Source organism: Pseudomonadota bacterium (assembly GCA_030775045.1).
Lineage (GTDB): Bacteria > Pseudomonadota > Alphaproteobacteria > JALYJY01 > JALYJY01 > JALYJY01.
The window spans coordinates 1-5,606 of the sequence record JALYJY010000110.1 but is presented as its reverse complement, the minus strand read 5'-3'; the positions used below and the strand labels follow the sequence as shown (position 1 = coordinate 5,606).

Annotated in this window: 5 protein-coding genes; 1 reads left to right on the top strand and 4 read right to left on the bottom strand. The window is 61.3% G+C overall.

The window, feature by feature from the left end:
• Positions 1–52: 52 nt before the first annotated feature.
• Complete coding sequence (locus M3O22_08455; GenBank protein MDP9196774.1) at positions 53–1,498, top strand: Ppx/GppA family phosphatase; 1,446 nt, start codon at positions 53–55, stop codon at positions 1,496–1,498.
• 345 nt (positions 1,499–1,843) lie between these two features.
• Here M3O22_08455 and M3O22_08450 read toward each other — a convergent pair whose 3' ends face one another.
• The 4 genes from M3O22_08450 to M3O22_08435 all read right to left on the bottom strand — a co-directional run.
• On the bottom strand, positions 1,844–2,773 hold the full coding sequence (locus M3O22_08450) for a hypothetical protein (GenBank protein MDP9196773.1): 930 nt from the start codon (positions 2,771–2,773) through the stop codon (positions 1,844–1,846).
• Between the two features lie 113 nt (positions 2,774–2,886).
• Positions 2,887–3,318, bottom strand: coding sequence for a hypothetical protein (locus M3O22_08445; GenBank protein ID MDP9196772.1), 432 nt, complete (start codon positions 3,316–3,318; stop codon positions 2,887–2,889).
• Positions 3,319–3,390: 72 nt separating this feature from the next.
• Positions 3,391–5,040 carry a CTP synthase gene (locus tag M3O22_08440; GenBank protein MDP9196771.1) on the bottom strand — a complete coding sequence of 550 codons (1,650 nt, stop codon included), beginning with the start codon at positions 5,038–5,040 and terminating at the stop codon, positions 3,391–3,393.
• A gap of 72 nt (positions 5,041–5,112) precedes the next feature.
• Positions 5,113–5,606 (bottom strand): hypothetical protein (locus M3O22_08435; GenBank protein MDP9196770.1); only part of this gene is annotated, 494 nt, incomplete at its 5' end.

Genomic DNA, 5,606 nt, shown 5'->3' with positions numbered 1-5,606 from the left:
CACCCACCCCGCCCTGCCTTGTTCTGAAACCCGTGCGGAAAAAGGAATAACCATGCAGCAGCAACCCGTGGCCGTCATCGACATCGGATCCAACTCGGTCCGGCTGGTGGTGTACCGGGACATGGACCGCTGCCTGCTGCCCCTGGTCAACGAAAAGGTCGCCTGCGGTCTGGGCCGCGATCTGGACAGTACGGGGGAACTGCATCCCGGCGGCACCCGCAAGGCCCTGGACAGTCTGGAGCGCTTTGCCCTGATCGCGCGGGAGCTGGGCGCCGGAGAGTGCCATGTCCTGGCCACGGCTGCGGTACGCGACGCCACAGACGGCACGGATTTCATTGGCGCTGCAGACCGCCGCGCCGGTCTTCAGATCCGGATCATCAGCGGCGAGGAAGAGGCCCGCCTGTCCGCTCTGGGCGTTATCGCCGGTCACCGGAATGCCGCAGGCGTCACAGGCGACCTGGGCGGCGGCAGTCTGGAGCTTTCCCCGCTGGCAGACGGAAAGCCTGCTCCGGGCATCAGCCTTCCCCTGGGCGTCCTGCGTCTGCGGGACAGGGTGGCGGAAAGCCTGCGCGATGCAGCGGAATATATCGACCACCATCTGGACACATGGCCGGATGCAGGTCGGGCAAAAGGGCAGACCTTTTTCGCGGTGGGCGGCACCTGGCGCGCGCTGGCCCGGCTGCACATGCGCACCGTGGACTGGCCCCTGCCCCATGTGCACGGCTATGCCCTGGACCGCGACGAAGCCCGGGACTTCGCAATCCGCCTGGTCCGCTGGAAGGCAAAAATCCTGTCGACAGCGGGCATCCGCAAGGACAGGGTGGAAAGCCTGCCTGCCGCAGCCCTTCTGCTGGAGCGGATCTGCGACCGCCTGAAACCGGACCGGATTGTTTTTTCCACTACCGGCCTGCGCGAAGGCTGGATGTACAGCCGCATGTCCCCGGACCAGCAGAACCAGGATCCGCTGATCGCCCTGTGCCGGGAGATGGCCGGTGGGCAAACAGACGAGGCCAGACAGCTGAAGGACTGGTCTTCAGCGGCTTTTCCCGATGAAGCACCGGACCACCGGCGATTGAGAGAGGCCGTGTGCCTGCTGTCTGTCCGGGATCATATGGATGATCCGGACTGGCGCGCCCAGCAGGCCTTCCTGGAAACCCTGCATATCCCCGCCCTGGGGATCAGCCATCACGAGCGGATCGCGCTGGCCCTGGCTGTCCACGCCCGGCATGGCGGCCCGCACCTGCCGGAGGATGGAAAAAGGATCTGGAAAATCCTCTCCCCCCATGAAAGGCAGCAGGCCGTTGCCCTGGGAACCCTGATCCACACGGTTTACAGCCTGACAGGCGGAGCACTGCCCCTCCTGTCCTGCCTGAACACAGGCCCCGGTCCGGGACATCCTGTTATCCGGGTGGAAGGAGCCCTGAAAAACCTTCTGCCCACCGACCTGCCGGATGCTGTCCGGACTTTTGTGCGCACCGGCAGAAAATCAGAAACCTGAAAGCGGCTCACCCTCTTCCGCAGCACGCAGAACAATGGGGCGGGAGTGGCCGCAAGCCCCCGTCTGTCCCGCTCCTGAAGCGGCCTGTGCATCGGTCAAATCACTGTCCACCATTTCGCGGATCAGGCGGGCAAGGGAGTTCGGGGGCTCCAGCCCAGGGCCGACCGGGCTTGGGCCGGATCACCTTTCAGGCAGGAGATATCGGCCGGCTGGATCTGCCACAGAAGGGCTACCAGACGGGTCGCATCCGTCATATCGCCGTAATGCAGGTACAGACGCGATGCCGTTTCCGGATCCTGCAGCAGATGGTCAGGTCATAATCAACAGTCACGGTTCAATGACAGATCAGCGACGGAAATAGACCGCGGCGCCCAGCGGCGGCACTTCATACCCCAGTGCCACATGGGGCCGGCGGCGGATAGTGGCCAGCTGGGCCACCTTTCCGGTCCACTGGCCGTTTCTCTCCAGAAGGCGGGAACTGGACGCCAGGGACAGGACGCTGTCCCCTTCCTCCACGTCAAACATCCGCTGTCCCAGGACAACGCGCCAGTGGGGTTTGGAAGGGCTGGGCTTCGGACTGACGGCGAATTCCACGGATTTCCCGGCAAAACTGATATCGATAACGGGAAGAGAACCTTCGATTCCACCCGCCTTCATGACGCCTTCCAGAAATACCCGGTCTTCCGGTGACAGGCGGATTTTCACGTTGCGGAAATTGTCGATGGCCAGAACGTGGGAAACTGACGGGGCGTCCGGAATAACAGCAGTATGGTCAAAGGCCTCCAGCCGGTCCTTCCGGATGGTCCCCCTGGCGTATTCCACCAGGGCCGGGGGCAGAACCTCCAGGGACCGGAACTGGCTGCCGTTGTTGCTGTCCGTCAGGTAAAACACTTCCTGGATCAAAGGCTTTATATAGGACAGGCAGTATCCCTTGTACGTGCCCCCGAAATGCAGGCCGTTTTTCAGTTTTCCCAGAACGAACAGTTCGCGTTCGTTGTTGGCGCTTTTGCCCGCCATGGCAGGGGCCACGTTCACAGCCACAAGCAGGCGTTCCGGCATGGGATTTGTGGATACAATTTCCGAAAACCTGAATCCGGCATCGACGGTATTGAATTCCTCGGCCGGGACCATCTGGATCTGGGACACCGGCAGGCCATGCTTCTCAGCCCAGGCGCTGTAGGCCATGCGCACCTTGACCGCCGCCAGCTGGCCACTGTCCAGATTTTCGTCATGGCAATCTGTAATCTGGACAATGTCATAGGTTCTGAAGGTCATTTCCGCACCCATTTCCCAAAAACAGGGCCCGCGCCCCGACCTGGTGCGTATGGCACAGATCCTGTCCCGGACGAAAGCTTGTATTTCCCGCTCCGTTTCCCTATGCTCTTCTGTTAACAGGCGGGCTTGGCATCAGATTCCATATCTGGATATCCCAGCTCCAGAAACCCTACAGCCCGCCCCAGCGCCCCCATGAGCCGCCTCAGCCCTGCGACCTGGTTTTGTGTCCGGGGGCTTTCCGGGGGCAATGCATCCCCGAATGTACTGGCATCCAGAATCCACACTGCGGCAGACTCCCTGAAAATCCTGCAAAAAATGTCCCATCCTTGCGGGTTCTGGACCATTGCGTCAAACTGCTGCCTGCAGTTTTCAGATTCAGCGAAGGCAAGGCGAAAGAGCAGCATCCCCTGTTCCCCTTTCAGGGACAGAAAGGACTTTGTTGCCGACCAGTCCCCGTTCCCGCAGCTGTCATGGATCAGCCAGGCCAGATCCTCAACAGGCGCACCTGGCCATGGATTGGCAAAATGTATTTTTTCTTCGGGCATGGATCCCCCTGGCTACAGATACGCAGCCTAAGGGGTTTTTCTGAAAGTATATCCCGGGCACAGCCCTTTCCCTCAGGGAGCCGGCACTTGCGCCTTCCGCTGCCGGTCCAGGGCCGCCTTCACAAAACCGGAAAACAGGGGGTGGGGATCCAGAGGTCTGGATTTCAGCTCCGGATGGAACTGGACGGCCACGAACCACGGATGGTCCCGGATTTCCACCATCTCCGGCAGGGTGCCATCCGGTGACAGGCCGCTGAAGATCATGCCGGCCTTTTCCAGCCTGTCCCTGTACGCCATACTGACTTCATAGCGGTGGCGATGGCGTTCGGAAATTTCCCGGGTGCCATAGACCGCCTCACCCCGGCTGCCCGGCCGCAGGACGCAGGTGTATTCCCCCAGGCGCATGGACCCGCCCATGTCGCCGCCCCTGCCCCGCTTTTCCACGGTTTCGCCCAGCAACCACTCGGACATCAGGCCCACCACATGCTCCTGGTCCGGTGTACCAAACTCGCTGGATCCGGCGTTGATCCCCAGCAGGGAGCGACAGGCCTCAATCACCGCCATCTGCATGCCAAGGCAGATTCCAAGGTATGGAATGCGGTTTTCCCGGGCATAGCGGATAGCCCTGATCTTGCCCTCGGTTCCGCGAACCCCGAATCCGCCCGGCACCAGAATGGCGTCCACATCTTCCAGCTGGCGCAGAACGGAATCATCTCTGCCCTCGAAACTCTCCGCATCGATCCAGCGCAGGTCCACCTTCGCATTGTTCGCAATGCCCCCGTGGACCAGCGCCTCAGCCAAAGACTTGTAGCTGTCGGGCAGCACCGTGTACTTGCCCACAACGCCGATGGTCACGGTGTTTTCCGGATGGCGGATGCGATGGACAAGGGTTTTCCAGCGCTCCAGATCCGGCTCCCTGTCCGCCGGCAGTCCGAAATACTCCAGGACCTGCGTGTCAAAGCCCTGTTCGTGATAGCTGAGCGGCACCTGATAGATGGTGTCCACGTCCCGGGCCTCGATCACCTGCCCGGGCTGCAGGTTGCAGAACAGGGCGATCTTGCGCCGCTCTCCTTCCGGTATGGGGCGATCGCTGCGGCACAGCAGGATAGAGGGCTGGATTCCCGCTGACAGCAGGTCCCGGACCGAATGCTGGGTGGGCTTTGTCTTCAGCTCTTCCGCCGCCGCGATCCAGGGCAGCAGGGTCAGGTGCACATACAGGGCGCGGTCACGGCCCACTTCGTTCCCGAACTGGCGGATGGCCTCCAGGAAGGGCAAACCCTCGATATCGCCTACTGTGCCGCCGATCTCGCAGATGGCAAAATCCTCGTCCGCCAGGTCGCCCCGGATGAAGGCCTTGATCTCGTCAGTGATGTGGGGAATCACCTGGACCGTGGCGCCCAGATAGTCGCCGTGCCGTTCCCGCGCAATCACTGTTGACCAGATCCGGCCCGTGGTGGTGCTGTCGCTGCGGCGGGCAGACACGCCGGTAAAGCGCTCGTAATGGCCCAGATCCAGATCTGTCTCCGCCCCGTCGTCGGTGACGAATACCTCGCCATGCTGATAGGGACTCATGGTGCCGGGATCGACGTTCAGATAGGGATCCAGCTTGCGCAGGCGGACCTTGTAGCCGCGCGCCTGCAGCAGCGCCCCCAGGGCCGCCGCCGCAATGCCCTTGCCCAGCGACGAAACCACGCCGCCCGTAATGAAGATATATCGTGTCATATGGGATTCTCCCGACAGCCCTGCCCCGCCGGGAGTTCTTCATGACAGATTCACAGAAGAAGGTCAAAACTGTTACTGCGCAACGACCGGAGCTCTGGGAACACTTCTGGCACGGGCCCAGCGCGGATCCTGGGGATTATTCCGGAGCCTCTGCAAGCCTGCCGTGATTTCTCTTCCGCGGGCCCGTCTTTCCCGGGGTAAACCGGTGCGGGGAAGGTCCGGCTTTCCGGTCCCTTCCTGTGCAGCAGCCATCAATGCAAGCGTCCCCTTGCTTTCAGGATTTTGGTACAGGAAACCGTCGGAAGGACGGGATTTTCCGGCCTTTTGTGCTGCTGCCGCCAACTTCTGCTCCAGCATTCCACGGATATTTTCAATGGCTCGCACCGCCTGGCCAAGCGTAATTCCCGGATCTGATGAAAAAGGATCTTTGGACGAGAAAATAACCACTTCCAGCTCAATCTCGTGCACAAGGAATGGGTTGGCCTTGTCCCCGAAAAGTTTCTGCTGGGCAAGAACTTTCCTGAAAGGCGTCATGACCGGAAGGGGAAGAGCAGACCGTATGTTGT